17 protein-coding genes are annotated in these 17,563 nt (G+C 70.3%); 8 read left to right on the top strand and 9 right to left on the bottom strand.

Annotated features, from left to right (window positions below):
• Positions 1-175 precede the first annotated feature (175 nt).
• The 5 genes from ABZX85_RS46755 to cseC all read left to right on the top strand — a co-directional run bounded on the left by ABZX85_RS46755 (position 176) and on the right by cseC (position 4,973).
• Positions 176-1,150 carry an A/G-specific adenine glycosylase gene (locus ABZX85_RS46755; RefSeq protein WP_355884167.1) on the top strand — a complete coding sequence of 325 codons (975 nt, stop codon included), beginning with the start codon at positions 176-178 and terminating at the stop codon, positions 1,148-1,150.
• Positions 1,151-1,463: 313 nt separating this feature from the next.
• Complete coding sequence (locus ABZX85_RS46750; protein ID WP_055724273.1) at positions 1,464-2,006, top strand: SigE family RNA polymerase sigma factor; 543 nt, start codon at positions 1,464-1,466, stop codon at positions 2,004-2,006.
• Positions 1,991-2,641 (top strand): hypothetical protein, encoded by a 651-nt coding sequence (locus tag ABZX85_RS46745; RefSeq protein ID WP_355884165.1) that lies wholly within the window; start codon positions 1,991-1,993, stop codon positions 2,639-2,641. Before ABZX85_RS46750 ends, ABZX85_RS46745 begins: the two co-directional genes overlap by 16 nt.
• A gap of 276 nt (positions 2,642-2,917) precedes the next feature.
• Positions 2,918-3,619: a two-component system response regulator CseB gene (cseB, locus tag ABZX85_RS46740; RefSeq protein ID WP_355884163.1), complete on the top strand. Its 702-nt coding sequence runs from the start codon at positions 2,918-2,920 to the stop codon at positions 3,617-3,619.
• A 19-nt stretch (positions 3,620-3,638) separates the two neighbouring features.
• On the top strand, positions 3,639-4,973 hold the full coding sequence (gene cseC / locus ABZX85_RS46735) for a two-component system sensor histidine kinase CseC (protein ID WP_355884161.1): 1,335 nt from the start codon (positions 3,639-3,641) through the stop codon (positions 4,971-4,973).
• A gap of 505 nt (positions 4,974-5,478) precedes the next feature.
• Here the strand turns inward: cseC and ABZX85_RS46730 are convergent.
• A complete protein-coding gene (locus ABZX85_RS46730) occupies positions 5,479-7,134 on the bottom strand; it encodes an MDR family MFS transporter (protein ID WP_355884159.1) in 1,656 nt (551 codons plus the stop codon).
• 154 nt (positions 7,135-7,288) lie between these two features.
• On the opposite strand from ABZX85_RS46730, the gene ABZX85_RS46725 reads away from it, so the two are divergent.
• A complete protein-coding gene (locus ABZX85_RS46725) occupies positions 7,289-7,882 on the top strand; it encodes a TetR/AcrR family transcriptional regulator (RefSeq protein ID WP_355884157.1) in 594 nt (197 codons plus the stop codon).
• Between the two features lie 58 nt (positions 7,883-7,940).
• Here ABZX85_RS46725 and ABZX85_RS46720 read toward each other — a convergent pair whose 3' ends face one another.
• Positions 7,941-8,486, bottom strand: a complete 546-nt coding sequence (locus tag ABZX85_RS46720; RefSeq protein ID WP_355884155.1) for a M23 family metallopeptidase — start codon at positions 8,484-8,486, stop codon at positions 7,941-7,943.
• Between the two features lie 389 nt (positions 8,487-8,875).
• On the opposite strand from ABZX85_RS46720, the gene ABZX85_RS46715 reads away from it, so the two are divergent.
• A complete protein-coding gene (locus tag ABZX85_RS46715) occupies positions 8,876-9,511 on the top strand; it encodes an HAD family acid phosphatase (protein ID WP_355884153.1) in 636 nt (211 codons plus the stop codon).
• Positions 9,512-9,615: 104 nt separating this feature from the next.
• On the opposite strand, the gene ABZX85_RS46710 is transcribed toward ABZX85_RS46715, so the two are convergent.
• Positions 9,616-12,144, bottom strand: coding sequence for an ATP-dependent Clp protease ATP-binding subunit (locus ABZX85_RS46710; protein ID WP_355884151.1), 2,529 nt, complete (start codon positions 12,142-12,144; stop codon positions 9,616-9,618).
• 460 nt (positions 12,145-12,604) lie between these two features.
• On the opposite strand from ABZX85_RS46710, the gene ABZX85_RS46705 reads away from it, so the two are divergent.
• The gene (locus tag ABZX85_RS46705; RefSeq protein ID WP_355884149.1) at positions 12,605-13,210 is read left to right on the top strand and encodes an SCO3374 family protein; all 606 of its coding nucleotides are present in this window, start codon (positions 12,605-12,607) and stop codon (positions 13,208-13,210) included.
• Here ABZX85_RS46705 and ABZX85_RS46700 read toward each other — a convergent pair.
• The 6 genes from ABZX85_RS46700 to ABZX85_RS46675 all read right to left on the bottom strand — a co-directional run bounded on the left by ABZX85_RS46700 (position 13,189) and on the right by ABZX85_RS46675 (position 17,561).
• The gene (locus tag ABZX85_RS46700) at positions 13,189-13,524 is read right to left on the bottom strand and encodes an Lsr2 family protein (RefSeq protein ID WP_010351472.1); all 336 of its coding nucleotides are present in this window, start codon (positions 13,522-13,524) and stop codon (positions 13,189-13,191) included. The genes ABZX85_RS46705 and ABZX85_RS46700 overlap by 22 nt on opposite strands.
• A 200-nt stretch (positions 13,525-13,724) precedes the next feature.
• Positions 13,725-14,252 (bottom strand): amino-acid N-acetyltransferase, encoded by a 528-nt coding sequence (locus ABZX85_RS46695; RefSeq protein WP_355884147.1) that lies wholly within the window; start codon positions 14,250-14,252, stop codon positions 13,725-13,727.
• Between the two features lie 10 nt (positions 14,253-14,262).
• Positions 14,263-14,673 carry a BlaI/MecI/CopY family transcriptional regulator gene (locus tag ABZX85_RS46690; protein ID WP_355884145.1) on the bottom strand — a complete coding sequence of 137 codons (411 nt, stop codon included), beginning with the start codon at positions 14,671-14,673 and terminating at the stop codon, positions 14,263-14,265.
• 117 nt (positions 14,674-14,790) lie between these two features.
• Positions 14,791-14,973: a hypothetical protein gene (locus ABZX85_RS46685; protein ID WP_355884144.1), complete on the bottom strand. Its 183-nt coding sequence runs from the start codon at positions 14,971-14,973 to the stop codon at positions 14,791-14,793.
• A 904-nt stretch (positions 14,974-15,877) separates the two neighbouring features.
• On the bottom strand, positions 15,878-16,552 hold the full coding sequence (locus ABZX85_RS46680; RefSeq protein WP_355884204.1) for a hypothetical protein: 675 nt from the start codon (positions 16,550-16,552) through the stop codon (positions 15,878-15,880).
• Positions 16,553-16,763: 211 nt separating this feature from the next.
• Positions 16,764-17,561 (bottom strand): type III pantothenate kinase, encoded by a 798-nt coding sequence (locus ABZX85_RS46675; RefSeq protein WP_355884142.1) that lies wholly within the window; start codon positions 17,559-17,561, stop codon positions 16,764-16,766.
• Between the last annotated feature and the right edge of the window lie 2 nt (positions 17,562-17,563).

The following is a 17,563-nucleotide window of genomic DNA, read 5'->3' as shown; positions in this document are numbered from 1 at the left end:
CATCCCGGTCCCGCCCTCCGGAACCGCCCGCACCGCCCCACTCGTTCACAATCGCACCCCTTGCACCTTTGGCCATGGGACAGAAATCGACGTCCCGGAGGGCCACGTACGCCGCCCCCCTCACGGGTGACGGCACGCACGCGTGCGCCCCTTCCCATGGCAGGATCGAAGAGCCATGACTGCGCCCACGAAGCCCCCGCACAGCACCCCCGCCGACGCCTCCCCCGGCATCTCCCGGCGCGCACGCGCGCGTGAGGAGGAGCCCGCCGAGAGCGTCGGCACGCACCTGCACGCCCCGGTCATCGACTGGTTCGACGAGCACGCCCGCGACCTGCCCTGGCGGCGCCCCGAGGCGGGCGCGTGGGGCGTGATGGTCAGCGAGTTCATGCTCCAGCAGACACCCGTCAACCGCGTCCTGCCGGTCTACGAACAGTGGCTGGCCCGCTGGCCGCGCCCCGCCGACCTGGCCGCCGAGGCACCCGGCGAGGCCGTACGCGCCTGGGGCCGGCTCGGGTACCCGCGCCGCGCCCTGCGGCTGCACGGCGCCGCCGTCGCCATAACGGAGCGGCACGGCGGCGACGTCCCCTCGGACCACGCGCAGCTCCTCGCGCTGCCCGGCATCGGCGAGTACACGGCCGCGGCGGTCGCCTCCTTCGCGTACGGCCGCCGGCACGCCGTCCTGGACACCAACGTCCGCCGGGTCTTCGCGCGCGCGGTGACAGGCACGCAGTACCCGCCGAACGCGACCACGGCCGCCGAACGCAAGCTGGCGCGCGCGCTGTTGCCGGAGGAGGAGGCGACGGCCGCGCGGTGGGCCGCGGCCTCCATGGAGCTGGGCGCGCTGGTGTGCACCGCCCGCAACGAGACCTGCCACCGCTGCCCGATCGCGGCGAGCTGCGCGTGGCGCCTCGCGGGCAAGCCCGAGCACGAGGGCCCGCCGCGCCGGGGGCAGACGTACGCCGGGACGGACCGCCAGGTGCGCGGCAAGCTGCTCGCCGTCCTGCGCGAGGCGCACGCGCCCGTGCCGCAGTCCGCGCTCGACCGGGTGTGGCACGAACCGGTGCAGCGCGCGCGGGCGCTGGACGGCCTGGTCTCCGACGGCCTGGTGGAGCCGCTCGCGGGCGGCCTGTACCGCCTGCCGCAGAGCTGAACCACTCGATCTGATTCACGGTCACTTCACAGCCGAAGGCCCTCCGTCACAGCGGAACCTTCGGCTGTGTCACATCCACCGACAGGCCAAATCACCACATAGGCGCATCAAAACCCCCACTTCTCGTATCCGATCCGCCCGTCGTTACACAACCGACGGACAGCCGCGCGCTCGCCGCAGGCTGCTTCGGACAGTGCCGTGACAACAGCTCCGTAGCTTCTGTTGCATGCCCCGGCGACGCGCCGGAGCGACAGACCACAAGCGGGAAACCGGCACGGAAGTCGGCCGGAACGGGGATCGGAGGCGGTTGGACATGGCGCACGGCGAGGTGCTCGGTTTCGAGGAGTACGTCCGCACGCGGCAGGACGCGCTGCTGCGCAGTGCCCGCCGGCTCGTCCCGGACCCGGTGGACGCGCAGGACCTCCTCCAGACGGCGCTGGCGCGCACGTACGGCCGCTGGGAGGGCATCGCGGACAAGCGCCTCGCGGACGCCTACCTGCGCCGGGTCATGATCAACACCCGTACGGAGTGGTGGCGGGCCCGCAAGCTGGAGGAGGTGCCCACCGAGCAGCTCCCGGACGCCTCGGTCGAGGACGCCACCGAACAGCACGCGGACCGCGCCCTGTTGATGGACGCGATGAAGGTGCTCGCCCCGAAGCAGCGCAGTGTCGTCGTGCTGCGACACTGGGAGCAGATGTCCACGGAGGAGACGGCCGCGGCCCTCGGCATGTCGGCCGGAACGGTCAAGAGCACGCTGCACCGGGCGCTCGCCCGGCTCCGCGAGGAGCTGGAGGCCCGCGATCTGGACGCACGCGCGCTGGAGCGTGAGGAGCGGGAGCGTTGCGCGGCGGCCTGACAGAGCCGGAGCAGTCTTCGGCCCAGGGGACCTTCCAGGCGGCGATCACGGGTCTGTCCGTGATCGCCGTCCTCGCCCTGTGCGCGTCCGCCTGCGGGACGGGCGGCACGGGCGCGCGTGACGAGGGCCCGGCCCACGCGGACGCCGTCGTCGGCGCGACGCCCTCGCAGACCGGGTTCTCCGACCCGCGCGACATCGACGCGGTCAGTCTCGTGAAGGACGACCCCGCGGTCGCCGCCGAGGTCAAGCGCGAGCTGAAGCCGTGCGTCGCCGACCAGTACCCGGTCGACGTGGAGTACGGCAACCTCACCGGCGGCGCCGCGACGGACATCGTGGTCAACGTCCTGACCTGCACCGACGCGGTCGGGGTCGGGTCGTACGTCTACCACGAGAAGGACGGGCGCTACCAGAACGTCTTCAAGGCCGAGGAGCCCCCGGTCTACGCCGAGATAGACCGCGGCTATCTCGTCGTGACGAAACAGGTCTACGCCAAGGACGACGCGGTCTCCAACCCCTCGGGGGAGACCGTGATCACGTACGCCTGGAGCTCGGGCGAGTTCACGAAGAAGTTCAGCACGCACACGGAGTACGGGAACACGGGCACGGAGGCCACACCGGTGCCGGACCCGGGGTGAGGCGGTGGGGGCCGACGGCCGGACGGCGCCGTGTCCAGCGCCGATCGGCTACGCTTCCCGGCCTTTCGGCGTCTTGACCGAGCCCCGCTGAGCTGGGGAAATCAAAGTCGGCGAAAAAATCTCCGGCGGTGTGAACCGATCGGGCGGCCCGGACCGATGTACGAGTGAAAGCGCCGGTGAACGGGCCGGGCTCGCGGAGCGTCCCCTTGGTGGAAGCCCCCGCGCCGAGCACGGTACGACCGACAAGTGACCCCCACGAGGACTGAGAGCACCCGGATGGCAGACCAGACACACGTGCTGTTCGTCGAGGACGACGACGTCATCCGCGAAGCCACCCAGCTCGCCCTGGAGCGGGACGGCTTCGCGGTCACCGCCATGCCCGACGGCCTGTCGGGCCTCGACGCGTTCCGCGCGAACCGCCCCGACATCGCCCTGTTGGACGTGATGGTGCCCGGCCTGGACGGCGTGAGCCTGTGCCGGCGCATCCGGGACGAGTCGACCGTCCCGGTGATCATGCTCTCCGCGCGGGCCGACTCCATCGACGTCGTCCTGGGCCTGGAGGCCGGCGCGGACGACTACGTGACGAAACCCTTCGACGGCGCCGTCCTGGTCGCCCGTATCCGCGCGGTCCTGCGCCGCTTCGGGCACGCAGGCGGGGGCGACCGCGCCGAGGCCGACGCCCCGGCGACGGGCGGCGTCCTGACCTTCGGCGACCTGGAGGTCGACACGGAAGGCATGGAGGTCAGAAAGGCGGGCACCCCGGTCGCGCTCACGCCGACGGAGATGCGCCTGCTCCTGGAGTTCTCGTCCGCCCCGGGCACGGTCCTCTCGCGCGACAAGCTCCTGGAGCGCGTCTGGGACTACGGCTGGGGCGGGGACACCCGCGTCGTGGACGTCCATGTGCAGCGACTGCGGACCAAGATCGGCCAGGACCGCATCGAGACGGTCCGCGGCTTCGGCTACAAGCTGAAGGCCTGAGCGGGACAGGGGTGCGGGGATGATCCGGAAGCAGGTGTCGGCGCTCTGGGAGCGCGCGGACATCCGTACGGGCCTTCGGTGGAAGCTGAGCGCGGCGATCGCCCTGGTCGGCGCGCTGATCGCGATCGTGCTGAGCCTGGTCGTGCACAACGCCGCGCGGGTGTCCATGCTGGACAACGCCCGCGACCTGGCGGACGAGCGGGTCCAGATCGCCCAGCGCAACTACGAGCTGTCCGGCCGCCCGAACTTCCCCAGCGTCAAGATCGACGACCCCACGCTGCCCCGGGAGCTGCGTGACAAGGTCGAGGAGGGCCGCAGGGCGACGTTCGTCGCGGACCGCAGGGGCGGCCCGCCGGACATCTGGGCGGCCGTCCCGGTCAAGGGCGGCCGGGTCCTCTCGCTGCACACGGGCTTCACGGACCGCAGCACCGACATCCTCAACGACCTCGACCAGGCCCTGGTCATCGGCTCGATAGCGGTCGTCCTCGGCGGCAGCGCGCTCGGTGTCCTCATCGGCGGCCAGCTCTCCCGCCGGCTGCGCAAGGCCGCCGCCGCCGCGAACCAGGTGGCCAAGGGCGAGACGGAGGTCCGGGTGCGGGACGCGATCGGCGGAGTCGTCCGGGACGAGACGGACGACCTCGCGAGCGCCGTCGACGCCATGGCGGACGCGCTCCAGCAGCGGCTGGAGGCGGAGCGCCGGGTGACGGCGGACATCGCGCACGAACTGCGGACGCCGGTGACGGGGCTACTGACGGCGGCGGAGCTGCTGCCGCCCGGCCGGCCGACGGAGCTGGTCCTGGACCGCGCGAAGGCGATGCGGACACTGGTGGAGGACGTACTGGAGGTGGCCCGGCTGGACGGCGCGTCCGAGCGGGCCGAGTTGCAGGACATCATGCTGGGCGAGTTCGTCAGCCGCCGGGTGGCCGCGAAGGACCCGGCGGTCCGGGTCCGCGTGGTCCACGAATCGGAGGTCACCACCGACCCCCGCCGCCTGGAGCGAGTCCTGTTCAACCTCCTGGCGAACGCCGCGCGGCACGGCAAGCCGCCCATCGAGGTCACGGTCGAGGGCCGGGTCATCCGCGTCCGCGACCACGGCCCCGGTTTCCCCGAGGCCCTCCTCGCCGACGGCCCGAGCCGCTTCCGCACCGGCAGCTCCGACCGCTCCGGCCACGGCCACGGCCTGGGCCTCACGATCGCCGCGGGCCAGTCCCGCGTCCTCGGCGCCCGCCTCACCTTCCGCAACGTCCGCCCCCCGGCCGCCCCCGACCACATCCCCTCCGAAGGCGCGGTAGCCGTCCTCTGGCTCCCGGAACACGCCCCGACGAACACGGGGAGCTACCCGATGATGCCGTGAGGACGGGGCGGGAGAGGGCTGGGACTGCCGTGGACGGCTTCACGCTTCGGGCCGGAGGGGCGGGTCGGGGACGGTGAGTGGGGCGAGGGCGGGATGGGAGGCGCACAGGGGCGACGCGGCTCACAACCCGAGTTCCGGGGGCGGAGCAGACGGCGACAGCGGTGAGGCAGGGCGAGCAGCACACGAACACCTCGAACGCAGCCCGGTCTCACCCCTGACTCCCGGCGCCGACCCTCGGCCTCGGCCCCGGCCCCGGCCCCGGCCCCGGCCCCGGCCCTCGGCAGCACACGGCACACGGCACACGGCAGGTTCAGGGGCGCGGGGAACTGCGCGACCAGCCACGGACGAACCCGCACCCACCCCACCAGCCCCCGCCCAACACCCACCCCTGGCCCCCGCCCCACACGAAAAAGAGCCCCCCGGCGGCGGACACCACCCGGAGGGCCCTCATTCAGAACCGACTCGCACAACCCCGGCTCAAGCCGAGGCCACCGGCCTCAAAAACTCAGGCGTCGCCCTCAGCACCCTTCGGCCCCGCCCCCCTCAGCGGAACCTCCTTGACGAAGACGGCCGCGACAAGCGCGACGACGGCGATCACGGACCCGAGCAGGAAGGCGGAGTGGCTCCCGGAGGAGACCGCGTACTGGTACGCCTCCCGCGCGGCGGCCGGCAGCTTCGCCAGGCTCGCGGCATCCAGCTGGGCGGACGCCTCGGTCACCTTCGACCCCAGCGCCCCGGCCCGCTCGGCCATGACGTCCTGGACCCGGTTGTTGAACAGCGCGCCCATGATGGCGACCCCGAAGGACGACCCGAGGGTCCGGAAGAGGGTCGCCGAGGATGACGCGACGCCCATGTCCTTCATCTCGACGCTGTTCTGGGCGACGAGCATGGTGATCTGCATCAGGCAGCCCATCCCGAGCCCGACGACGGCCATGAAGACACCGGAGGTGAACCGCGAGGTCCCGGTGTCCATCGTGGACAGCAGGTACAGCCCGACGATCATCAGGACGCTGCCGGCGACCGGGAACACCTTGTAGCGCCCGGTGCTGGTGGTGATCCGCCCGGCCACCATCGAGGTCACCAGCATCGCGCCGAGCATCGGCAGGAGCAGCAGCCCGGAGTTGGTCGCGGAAGCACCCTGCACGGACTGCTGGTACAGCGGCAGGAACAGTGTCGCGCCGAACATGACGAACCCGGTGACGAACCCGATGACGGCCATCAGGGTGAAGTTGCGGCTCCGGAAGATGTGCAGCGGAAGGATCGGCTCGGCCGCCTTCTTCTGCCAGAACACGAACCCGACCAGCGCGGCGACCCCGATCCCGATCAGCTCCATGATCCGCGCGGACGTCCACGCGTACTCCGTACCGCCCCAGGTCGTGACGAGGACGATGGAGGTGATGCCGACGGTCAGCAGCGTGGCGCCGAGGTAGTCGATCCGCGCCTGCGACCGCTTCTTCGGCAGGTGCAGGACGACGCTGATGAGACCGAGGGCGACGACGCCGAGCGGCAGGTTGATGTAGAAGGCCCAGCGCCAGCCCCAGTGGTCGGTGATGGTGCCGCCGACGAGGGGTCCGCCGATCATCGCGAGCGCCATGACGCCCGCCATCATGCCCTGGTACTTGCCCCGCTCCCGGGGCGGCACGAGATCACCGATGATCGCCATCACGCCGACCATCAGACCGCCGGCGCCGAGCCCCTGAACGGCCCGGAAGGCGATCAGCTGGCCCATGTCCTGGGCCATGCCGCTCAGCGCGGAGCCGATCAGGAAGATGACGATCGAGGTCATGAACGTGGCCTTGCGGCCGTACATGTCGCCGAGCTTGCCCCAGATCGGGGTCGACGCGGCCGTCGCGAGGGTGTACGCCGTCACCACCCACGAGAGATGTTCGAGGCCGCCCAGATCGCCGACGATCGTCGGCATCGCCGTACCCACGATCATGTTGTCGAGCATGGCCAGCATCATCGTGATCATCAGCGCCAGCAGCACGACGCGCACGCTCCGAGGCTGCTTCCCCTCCGGCGCCCCCACCACCGAAGAAGTCCCCGCCGCCGAAACCCCCGCGGCCGATGAAGCCGATGACGCCGCCGACGCGGCGACCGACCCCGCCGCCCGCTCCGCGCCATCCCCGTCCACCGAGGTGACGCTCTGTGTGTCCGCCATGGTTACCACTCCCCCAGGCCGGCTACTTACTTGCCGACCGGCTAGTTCTGTACACTGGGGAACGTAGACCCGTAACTAGCCGGTCGTCAAGTAAGTTTTTTCCCAAGGCAACCATCGGCGGGCGGGTTTCCGAAGAAGCGCGAGGAGTTGGAAAATGGGCGTCACCATGGACGGCACCAAGCAGCAGCGGCGCGGCAACACCCGCCAGCGCATCCAGGACGTCGCGCTCGAACTCTTCGCCGAGCAGGGCTACGAGAAGACGTCGCTCCGCGAGATCGCCGAGCGCCTCGACGTCACCAAAGCGGCCCTGTACTACCACTTCAAGACGAAGGAAGAGATCATCGTCAGCATCTTCGGCGATCTGACGAAACCGATCCAGGAACTGATCGACTGGGGCGCCGAGCAGCCCCACACCCTGGAGACCAAGCAGGAGATCGTCCGGCGCTACAGCCGCCACCTCGCCGACGCCGCCCCCCTCTTCCGCTTCATGCAGGAGAACCAGGCGACGGTCCGCGAACTCCAGATCGGCGACTCCTTCAAGGACCGCATGCGGGGCCTGCGCGACATCATCATCGACCCCGACGCCCCCCTCACCGACCAGGTCCGCTGCATCAGCGCGATCTTCACGCTGCACGCCGGCATGTTCCTGCTCGCGGAGGTCGAGGGCGCCCCGGAGGAGAAGCGCGAGGCGGCTCTGGAGGTCGCGATCGACCTGGTGACCCAGGCCCACGAGAACATGAACCGCTGAGGGGCGCGCCGCGGTCTCCGCGTCGCGCCCCTGACTCAGCCCAGACCAAAGCGCCGGGTCAGACGGTCACACCCTTGCCGCGCAGGAACGCGACCGGGTCCACCGCGGAGCCGTAGTTCGCCGTGGTCCGGATCTCGAAGTGCAGGTGCGGTCCGGTCGAGTTCCCGGTGCTGCCCGACAGCCCGATCTGCTGCCCGGTCGAGACGACCTGCCCGATCCTGACGTCGATCCGCGACAGGTGCGCGTACTGCGAGTACACCCCGTTCGCGTGCTTGACGACGATCGCGTTGCCGTACGCGGACCCGTCCCCGGCACCGCCGGAGCCGGCCTTGACGACGGTCCCGCCGTGCGCCGCGACGACGGTGGTGCCGGTCGGCACCGCGAAGTCCTGCCCGCTGTGCTTGGCGGACCACAGGTTCCCGGACTGCGCGAAGCTCGCGGAGAGGGTGTACGACTTCACCGGGTCGACCCAGGAGGGGCTCGCGGCGGACGCCGCCCCCGCCCCGCCCAGCACGGCCGCGGCACCGAGAGCGGTGGCGCCGACGGCCACGCGGACGCGGAGCGAGGACGTACGGGTGGAGCGGAGGAGAGCGCGCGGGGACATCGATACCTCGGGAGTTCGGGGACAGAAAGGCCACCCGGCGTACGAACCCTGCCGGGTGGACCATCCCTTGGTAACCCGCGCCCCCGCCGACCCCCAAACGTGTGACGTACGACAGAACCTAGTAAGTCAGAACGAACAACCCCTATCCGGACAGATCACCCCGGCATCTTCTCCACTATTCCACCTAGTACGTGACGCACCCCCTATGCGCCACATCACCGCCCCCACACCCCGCACTGTGACCCTGGTCACGATGCGCGCACGGGGTCTGTGACGCGCCTCTCATGACCATCTACCGTCCAGTAACCCGCTGGTTCCCCTCAAGCCACTCCCACCCACCAGCATGCCCACGACACATGGCAGCGCAAGGACGCGAGAGGACCCCACACATGACCAGAGGCACCTGGACGCGCCGCATCGGCCTGACGGTCGTCGCGGCGACCGCGGTGACGGCCCTCGCCGTCCCGGCCGGCGCCCAGGCCGCTACGGCCACCAGCACCTCCACCGCCGTCACCGCCGCAGCCGCGGCGGACGTCGACTACGCGACCTGGCAGGTCGACTGCCAGTCCGTGATGGACCAGGCCCTGCCGTACCTGAAGAACCGTATCGCCGCCGCCAAGCCCGGCGAGAAGCAGGCGATCGTCCTCGACATCGACAACACCACGCTGGAGACCGACTTCGGCTTCAGCTACCCCCAGCCGGCCAACAAGCCGGTCCTGAACGTCGCCAAGTACGCGCAGGAGCACGGCGTCTCCCTGTTCTTCGTCACCGCCCGCCCCGGCATCATCAAGTCGGTCACCGACTACAACCTCAAGTACGTCGGCTACCAGGTCTCCGGCCTGTACGTCCGCGGCTTCCTCGACCTCTTCAAGGACGTCGCCGCCTACAAGACCGCCCAGCGCGTCGACATCGAGAACAAGGGCTACACGATCATCGCGAACATCGGCAACAGCGCCACGGACCTCTCCGGCGGCCACGCCGAGAAGACCTTCAAGCTGCCGGACTACGACGGCCAGCTCTCGTAGTCCGGCTCCGTACGACGCCGGCCCGCGAACCGGCGTGATCCGTACGACGACGAAGAGGGCCGGTGCTTCGCAGCACCGGCCCTCTTCCGTGACACCTGCGAGGCTTACGCCTCCTTGCTCAGGTTCGGCCCGCCACCGCCGGCCGCCTGCTCGATCGGCGGGACGTCGGGCAGCGCCGACTTCTCCTCGCCGCGGAAGGTGAAGGTGGCGTTGTCACCCTCGCCCTCCACATCGACGACGACGATGTGACCGGGGCGCAGCTCGCCGAAGAGGATCTTCTCCGAGAGCGTGTCCTCGATCTCCCGCTGGATGGTCCGGCGCAGCGGCCGGGCGCCCAGGACGGGGTCGTAGCCCTTCTTGGACAGCAGCTCCTTGGACGCCTGGGACAGCTCGATGCCCATGTCACGGTCCTTGAGGCGCTCGTCCACCTTGCCGACCATGAGGTCGACGATCTGGAGGATGTCCTCCTGGGTGAGCTGCGGGAAGACGACGACGTCGTCCACGCGGTTGAGGAACTCGGGACGGAAGTGCTGCTTCAGCTCGTCCGAGACCTTGTTCTTCATGCGCTCGTAGTTGGACTTGGTGTCGCCCGTGGCCGCGAAGCCCAGGTTGAAGCCCTTGGAGATGTCCCGGGTGCCGAGGTTGGTCGTCATGATGATGACCGTGTTCTTGAAGTCCACGACCCGGCCCTGGGAGTCGGTCAGGCGACCGTCCTCCAGGATCTGGAGCAACGAGTTGAAGATGTCCGGGTGGGCCTTCTCGACCTCGTCGAAGAGGACGACGGAGAACGGCTTGCGGCGCACCTTCTCGGTGAGCTGACCGCCCTCCTCGTACCCGACGTAGCCGGGGGGCGAGCCGAAGAGCCGCGAGACCGTGTGCTTCTCGCTGAACTCCGACATGTCGAGGGAGATCAGCGCGTCCTCGTCGCCGAAGAGGAACTCGGCGAGCGCCTTGGACAGCTCGGTCTTACCGACACCGGACGGACCGGCGAAGATGAACGAACCACCGGGACGCTTCGGGTCCTTGAGGCCGGCGCGGGTACGGCGGATCGCCTTCGAGAGCGCCTTGACGGCGTCCTTCTGGCCGATGACCCGCTTGTGGAGCTCGTCCTCCATGCGCAGCAGGCGGGACGACTCCTCCTCGGTGAGCTTGAAGACCGGGATGCCGGTGGCGGTCGCGAGGACCTCGGCGATCAGCTCGCCGTCGACCTCCGCGACGACGTCCATGTCGCCGGCCTTCCACTCCTTCTCACGCTTGGCCTTCGCGGCGAGGAGCTGCTTCTCCTTGTCGCGCAGGGAGGCGGCCTTCTCGAAGTCCTGCGAGTCGATCGCGGACTCCTTGTCGCGGCGCACGCCGGCGATCTTCTCGTCGAACTCGCGCAGGTCCGGCGGCGCGGTCATCCGGCGGATGCGCATCCGGGAGCCGGCCTCGTCGATCAGGTCGATCGCCTTGTCCGGGAGGAAGCGGTCCGAGATGTACCGGTCGGCCAGGGTCGCGGCCTGGACCAGCGCCTCGTCCGTGATGGAGACGCGGTGGTGGGCCTCGTACCGGTCGCGCAGACCCTTGAGGATCTCGATGGTGTGCGGCAGCGAGGGCTCGGCGACCTGGATGGGCTGGAAGCGGCGCTCCAGCGCGGCGTCCTTCTCCAGGTGCTTGCGGTACTCGTCGAGCGTGGTGGCACCGATGGTCTGGAGCTCACCGCGCGCCAGCATCGGCTTGAGGATCGAGGCGGCGTCGATGGCGCCCTCGGCGGCACCCGCACCGACCAGCGTGTGCAGCTCGTCGATGAACAGGATGATGTCGCCGCGGGTGCGGATCTCCTTGAGGACCTTCTTCAGGCGCTCCTCGAAGTCACCGCGGTAGCGGGAGCCGGCGACCAGGGCACCGAGGTCGAGGGTGTAGAGGTGCTTGTCCTTGAGGGTCTCGGGCACCTCGCCCTTGACGATGGCCTGGGCGAGGCCCTCGACGACGGCGGTCTTGCCGACGCCGGGCTCACCGATGAGGACCGGGTTGTTCTTGGTGCGGCGGGACAGCACCTGCATGACCCGCTCGATCTCCTTCTCGCGCCCGATGACCGGGTCGAGCTTGGACTCGCGGGCGGCCTGGGTGAGGTTCCGGCCGAACTGGTCGAGGACGAGCGAGGTCGAGGGCGTGCCCTCGGCGGGGCCGCCGGCGGTGGCGGTCTCCTTGCTCTGCTGGTAGCCGGAGAGCAACTGGATGACCTGCTGCCGGACCCGGTTGAGGTCTGCGCCCAGCTTGACGAGGACCTGGGCGGCGACGCCCTCGCCCTCGCGGATCAGGCCGAGCAGGATGTGCTCCGTGCCGATGTAGTTGTGGCCCAGCTGAAGGGCCTCGCGGAGCGACAGCTCCAGGACCTTCTTGGCACGGGGGGTGAAGGGGATGTGCCCGGACGGGGCCTGCTGGCCCTGGCCGATGATCTCCTCCACCTGCTGACGGACCGCCTCAAGCGAAATGCCGAGGCTCTCCAGGGCCTTTGCGGCGACACCCTCACCCTCGTGGATCAGGCCCAGGAGGATGTGCTCGGTGCCGATGTAGTTGTGGTTGAGCATCCGGGCTTCTTCCTGAGCCAGGACGACAACCCGCCGCGCGCGGTCGGTGAACCTCTCGAACATCGTTAATCGCTCCTCAGAGCGGTCAGGCAATGAGGGGACGCTCCCCTCGCTGTCCTTCCGCAGCTTAGTCCCGCAAGCGGGGACCGCTCATTCCAACTGCCGACACCGTCCGGATCACCTCCGCGGGACCGGGGACCTGGCACGGTCCCCTGACCCCGAACGCCGACATCTGCTCCAACCTGATGGTGCGAGACGATGTTCCCGCAGGCCAGGCAGTTACCCCGGTCGCCAGTACGCCGACGGCGAACGCGGGACGGCCTTTCCTGCGCGTCGCCCCCCTCCCACTAGGGATGTCTTACCCGTCGACACTGACAGTCCATGCCGTACGCACCGGTTCCCTCCGCTACGGGCGAACAACCTTGCGCGGCCCCGCATGGCCCCACACCCCCCTTTCGGCACGCTGTGCAGCCTCCAGGGCACCCAGCGTAACTCCCGGCCTCTTCGGGCGGTTGCACTCGGCATGGCTGGCTCGCACCCCCCACTCGGCCCCACGCCCCCCGCCGTCCCCTCCGTCACCACGGTCCCCTCCCCCCGCCGTCCGCCGCGCCCCCGCGGCTCGGTCCGCGGTTGGTACGAGAACGAGCTGGGCTGGGCGACAGTGCCCGGATCACCGGTACGACTTTTCACCGGCCGGCACTTCGACGTCCTGGAGGTCCCGGCCGGGGCGGGCCGGGCCGCGCTCGGGCGGATCGGGCCGGCGGCGCCGGTCGCGCTGCGCGGGGACCGGATGCGGTTCCTCGTCAGGGCGGGCGGCGCGGAGGAGCTGCCGGGGCTCCTGCGGTGGCTGGAGTGGGGCGCGGTGGCGCTGGACCTGACCGCGATCGGCGCGGGCGGGAGCATCACCGCCCCGCTGCCGCCGGGGGCGCGCCGGGGAACTGCACAGGGGGCCGCCGTGTGGCTGCGGCCCCCCGTTCCGGGTCGCGAGGAGTCCTCGCTGCCGACGATGTCGGCGCCGAGGGGCGACAAGGGCGCCCCCGACCTCGTACGACTCGTGGACACATTGGCGACCGAGGTGCACCGTGCCCGCCTGTGGAGCGCGTGCGCTCAGCCGTTGGCCTTCTCGTAGGCCTCACGAATGGTCGCGGGAACACGGCCACGGTCGTTGACGTCGTAACCGTTCTCCTTCGCCCAGGCGCGGATCTGCGCGGTGTCCTGGTTGCCGCCCGCCGCGGCACGGGCCTTTCCGCGCCCGCCGGAAGCACGGCCACCGGTGCGCCGGCCGCCCTTCACATAGGCGTCGAGAAGGCCGCGCAGCTTGTCCGCATTGGCCGTCGTGAGATCGATCTCGTAGGTCTTGCCGTCCAGCGCGAACGTCACGGTCTCGTCCGCCTCGCCGCCGTCGAGGTCGTCGACAAGAAGGACCTGAACCTTCTGTGCCACCGGTATTCCTTTCATCGATAACGTGAGGGCTGGGGGTCTGCGGCGTCCGCCGTTTCACCGCCCCTAGTTATATGCACTACGCAGTACGTCGGAAAGCAAACCGCTTTTGCTGGGAAAACACAAACCCCTGGGAGAGACCGGCCGCCCGCCCCGCCCGGAAACGTGCGCGTTTCGGACATAGGGCCCTTGGGCAAGGTCGATCACAGATGCAGAAGCATCCGGCTGTTGCCCAAGGTGTTCGGTTTCACTCGTTCGAGTCCGAGGAACTCGGCGACGCCCTCGTCATAGGAACGGAGCAGCTCCGCGTAGACATCGGTGTCCACCGGCGTCTCGCCGATCTCCACGAAGCCGTGCTTGCCGAAGAAGTCCACTTCGAAGGTCAGACAGAAAACCCGGCGAACGCCGAGCCAACGCGCGGTGTGCAGCAACTTCTCCAGCAACTGATGCCCGACACCGGAGCCCTTCAAGCCCGGCTTGACCGCGAGAGTACGAACTTCCGCGAGGTCTTCCCACATGACGTGCAGCGCGCCGCAGCCGACGACCTCGGCGTTGTCGTCCCGTTCCGCGACCCAGAACTCCTGGATGTCCTCGTAAAGCGTCACCGTCGCTTTGTCGAGCAGGATGCGCCCGCGCGCGTAGTCGTCGAGGAGTCTGCGTACGGCGGGGACGTCGCCCGTGCGCGCGCGGCGGACGGTGATGGCGTGGGCGGGGGGCCTGTGCGCTGGCATGGGCCGGACGTTATCGCCCGACGCCCTCCGGCGCCGCGCCGGGGCTCTGTGCTGGCGTTTCCGGCCCCTGGACGATCCGTACGGCGTCCCGCAGCGACGCCCGCTGTTCCTCGCTCATCATCCCGAAGAAGGCGACGAGGGCGGCGGCGGGGTTGTCGCTCTGGCTCCAGGCGTCGTTCATGAGGGCCGCCGCGTACGCCGCGCGCGTGGAGACCGCCTCATATCGATAGGCCCGGCCTTCCGACTCCCGGCGCACCCAGCCCTTCTGATGGAGGTTGTCCAAAACGGTCATCACCGTGGTGTAGGCGATCGACCGCTCCTGCTGAAGGTCTTCCAGGACTTCCCGAACGGTCACCGGGCGGTTCCACTTCCACACCCGCGTCATGACCGCGTCTTCGAGTTCTCCCAATGGGCGAGGCACGCTCAGCACAATAGTGGGAGATCCTCACATTCACCCGCCGAACCCGAACTTTCCCCCACAAACAGGAACAAATGGGGCGTACGACGGTGAGGCGCGCGTCGAGCGGTGCTCCGGGCGTCAGCCCTCGGAGCGGCCGGAACCGCCCTGCCGGGCCGCCTCCGCCTGTGCGAGCGCCGCGTCGACGGCCGCGTCCTCCTTGGCCTTGTTGGCGCCGCCCTGGGTCTTCACGATCACGCGGATCACGCCGATGAAGAGCACTGCCATGACGATGGGGGGCACGAGTGCGGAGACGTAGTCCATGGACCCAGGGTAGCCACGGAGAAAGCGGACATCCGGGCGGGGTCGGGAAGCGGCGGAACCCCTGGTCGCGGCCCTCTCGCGCGGGCCGGCGGCTCCCGGTGGCGTCCCCCGGGCGTTCCGTTCGGCGGATCGGCGGGTCCTGGGGCGCTATTCCGGAGCTTTTGAAAACTCGGGCCCCCGCACACCCCTTCCGGGTATCCTCACGGCCCCGTACTCCCCCGGAAGTGGCCCGCGGCGGGAATCCGCCTCGTCACCCGGTGTGCACCGAACGGTCCTCTCTGTGTTTCCGACGGCCCCGGCGATCACGCGCGCACTGCGCCCGACCAGGGAATCCGCGACCGCCATGCCCGGGAAATGCAGGCACCGAGGGACCGGAACCCGTAAATCCGAGGTCCCGAAATCCTGGCATCCGACGATTCCGAGCCACGAAGAAGCCGGGCCGGGGGAAACCGGCGGGGGCGAAACGCGGCCACCGGTTCCGAACAAGACCCGCCGAGAGCGACCCCGTGCGCGTCGTCCGCCCAATTCCCTCCGCGAACCCCGGCCGCCACGATCAGTGAGCGTTCGATGACAACCCCGGCCCGCGCTTCTCCCCGAATCCCTGGGAGCCCGGCGAAACGCGCTCATAGGCGCTTCATAGAACGAAACGCGTTCCGCAGGACGCCCTCGTCCGCCGATAGGGGTATGCGGGACGCGGCCGGCCACCGGAGGGGGCACGCGGGTACGGAATTCCGAACCGGACCGGACGGTCGGGTTCTCCGGGGGCCCGGAGAGCCGTACGCCGGGATTTCCCCGGCGGCGTCCGGCCGGACCGCACCCGTCCGTGAACGGCTTCCCGGGGTCGGCGGGACGGGTCCGGCGGGGCGAGGGAGGAATTCCTCGCCCCGGAGCCAGCCCCCGGAGGTCAGCCCGCCGCGAGCCGTTCCTCGGGGTCGGCCGGGGGTGGGGTCGGGGCCGGCTTGCGGCGCGGGAAGACCTCGCCCGGGGTGGGGATGGGCCGGCGGGGCTGTTCGGGGGCCGAGGGCTGGGCGGGGCGCTCGGCCGGCCGGGGCTCCGGGCGCTTCTGCGGAGCCGCCGGTTCGTCCCCCGTGGCCTCCTCGAAGCCGCCGTCGGGCGACAGGCCGCCCGGGAGGGCCAGCAGGCGGGTGCGGGAGGGCGGGACCGCGGGAGTCGGTGTGAGGGGCGCGGGGACGGCATGGCGGGTGGTCCGGCGGGCCAGGCGGCTGCGGACGTCCTGCTCGGCCAGCACCTGGCAGCGGCTCAGGAGGGTCGCCGCGAGCGGGTTGCCCCGTAGGGCCCGCAGGGCGGCGAGGTCGTCCGGGTCGGGACGGTACCCGGTGCCCAGCACCTCCTCCAGGAGCGTCAGATAGCCGGCGGCGGTGCCGGGCAGGGCCGACCGGTACCGCGCGAGATCGGCCACCAGGAACGTCCGCAACCGAGCGGCCTCGCGCAGCGCCTCGTCGAGAGACGTCGCCAGCCGATGACAGTCCTGGATGTCCTCTGCCGAGGCGGGACCGGGGTGAAGGGCGAGGGCGAGGGCGCGACGGAGCACACGCAGCTCCTCCGCACCGAACGCCATGCCGCCGCGAGATCCGTATGGCGTGGGCATGTGCCGACGATACGCGCTAATCAGACAAATTCGACATAACCCCCGCACGTGGCGCCTACCTTTCCCCCGCCCGCCACGCGCGTACCAACGCGAGAACCCGCACCCGGGACACGGCACCCCCGCCCCGGACCCCGGTCAACCCGCCGCCCGCCCGATCACCCGGACGTGGACGGCGGGAGGCTCACATCCGTGAGACGTTCCGCTCGTACACCAGCCGCAGGCCGATCAGCGTCAGCCAGGGCTCGTGCTCGTCGATCACCGACGCCTCCCCGAGGACCGTCGGAGCCAGCCCGCCGGTCGCGATGACCGTCACGTCGTCGGGATCGGCGGCGAGTTCGCGGACCATGCGCTGGACGACCCCGTCGACCTGCCCGGCGAACCCGTAGACGATCCCGGACTGCATGGCCTCGACGGTGTTCTTGCCGATGACGCTGCGCGGCCGGGCGAGCTCGATCTTGCGGAGCTGGGCCCCCTTGACGCCGAGCGCCTCGACGGAGATCTCGATACCGGGGGCGATGACACCGCCGACGTACTCCCCGCGCGCGGAGACCGCGTCGAACGTGGTCGCCGTCCCGAAGTCGACGACGACGGCGGGCCCCCCGTACAGCTCCACGGCGGCGACGGCGTTGATGATGCGGTCGGCGCCGACCTCCTTGGGGTTGTCGGTGAGGATCGGGACGCCGGTCTTGACGCCGGGCTCCACGAGGACCGCCGGGACGTCGCCGTAGTACCGGCGGGTGACCTCACGGAGTTCGTGCAGCACCGAGGGGACGGTCGCGCAGATGGCGATCCCGTCGATGCCCTCGCCGAGCTCCATCCCGAGCAGCGGGTGCATGCCCATCAGCCCCTGGAGCAGCACCGCGAGCTCGTCGGCGGTCCGGCGCGCGTCCGTGGAGATGCGCCAGTGCTCGACGATGTCCTCCCCGTCGAACAGCCCGAGGGTGGTGTGCGTGTTGCCGACGTCGATCGTCAGAAGCATCG

The organism is Streptomyces sp. NPDC004539 (genome assembly GCF_040610055.1).
GTDB lineage: Bacteria > Actinomycetota > Actinomycetes > Streptomycetales > Streptomycetaceae > Streptomyces.
The sequence above is the reverse complement of the archived record's forward strand: the minus strand, read 5'-3'. Positions and strand labels throughout refer to the sequence as shown.

What these genes read in the sequence shown, in the direction of transcription:
- ABZX85_RS46755 (WP_355884167.1), top strand. Translation starts at nt 176, where the DNA reads ATGACTGCGCCCACGAAGCCCCCGCACAGCACCCCCGCCGACGCCTCC.
- ABZX85_RS46750 (WP_055724273.1), top strand. Translation starts at nt 1,464, where the DNA reads ATGGCGCACGGCGAGGTGCTCGGTTTCGAGGAGTACGTCCGCACGCGG.
- cseB (WP_355884163.1), top strand. Translation starts at nt 2,918, where the DNA reads ATGGCAGACCAGACACACGTGCTGTTCGTCGAGGACGACGACGTCATC.
- cseC (WP_355884161.1), top strand. Translation starts at nt 3,639, where the DNA reads ATGATCCGGAAGCAGGTGTCGGCGCTCTGGGAGCGCGCGGACATCCGT.
- ABZX85_RS46730 (WP_355884159.1), bottom strand. Translation starts at nt 7,134, where the DNA reads ATGGCGGACACACAGAGCGTCACCTCGGTGGACGGGGATGGCGCGGAG.
- ABZX85_RS46725 (WP_355884157.1), top strand. Translation starts at nt 7,289, where the DNA reads ATGGGCGTCACCATGGACGGCACCAAGCAGCAGCGGCGCGGCAACACC.
- ABZX85_RS46720 (WP_355884155.1), bottom strand. Translation starts at nt 8,486, where the DNA reads ATGTCCCCGCGCGCTCTCCTCCGCTCCACCCGTACGTCCTCGCTCCGC.
- ABZX85_RS46715 (WP_355884153.1), top strand. Translation starts at nt 8,876, where the DNA reads ATGACCAGAGGCACCTGGACGCGCCGCATCGGCCTGACGGTCGTCGCG.
- ABZX85_RS46710 (WP_355884151.1), bottom strand. Translation starts at nt 12,144, where the DNA reads ATGTTCGAGAGGTTCACCGACCGCGCGCGGCGGGTTGTCGTCCTGGCT.
- ABZX85_RS46705 (WP_355884149.1), top strand. Translation starts at nt 12,605, where the DNA reads ATGGCTGGCTCGCACCCCCCACTCGGCCCCACGCCCCCCGCCGTCCCC.
- ABZX85_RS46695 (WP_355884147.1), bottom strand. Translation starts at nt 14,252, where the DNA reads ATGCCAGCGCACAGGCCCCCCGCCCACGCCATCACCGTCCGCCGCGCG.
- ABZX85_RS46685 (WP_355884144.1), bottom strand. Translation starts at nt 14,973, where the DNA reads ATGGACTACGTCTCCGCACTCGTGCCCCCCATCGTCATGGCAGTGCTC.
- ABZX85_RS46680 (WP_355884204.1), bottom strand. Translation starts at nt 16,552, where the DNA reads ATGGCGTTCGGTGCGGAGGAGCTGCGTGTGCTCCGTCGCGCCCTCGCC.
- ABZX85_RS46675 (WP_355884142.1), bottom strand. Translation starts at nt 17,561, where the DNA reads ATGCTTCTGACGATCGACGTCGGCAACACGCACACCACCCTCGGGCTG.